1 protein-coding gene is annotated in these 275 nt (G+C 39.3%); it reads left to right on the top strand.

All coding sequences use genetic code 11. The features are described from left to right. Positions 1–275 (top strand): type IX secretion system membrane protein PorP/SprF (locus ACY2RT_RS15360; RefSeq protein ID WP_490156802.1); only part of this gene is annotated, 275 nt, incomplete at both ends.

Raw genomic sequence — 275 nt, 5'->3', positions numbered from 1 at the left:
AGAGTTGGCTTTAGGTTTAAAAGCAGGTGCCACTTGTCATGATGTGGGTTTTATCGATTTGGAACTACAAGATCCCAACGATCCATTTTTCTCACAGGATATCAACAACACCTACCCCAACATAGGAGCCGGAGCTTTTCTATATGCAGATAATTTTTATGTAGCGCTGTCCGTACCCAATCTTTTAAATTCATTTCATCTCGATGAAAACGGAATTAAGTATGGTAGCGAAACCAATCATTATTTTGCAACGGCAGGATATGTCTTTCAGGTTT

Source organism: Ulvibacter sp. 2210JD10-4, assembly GCF_058148525.1.
This window is presented reverse-complemented; position numbering and strand designations above follow the sequence as displayed.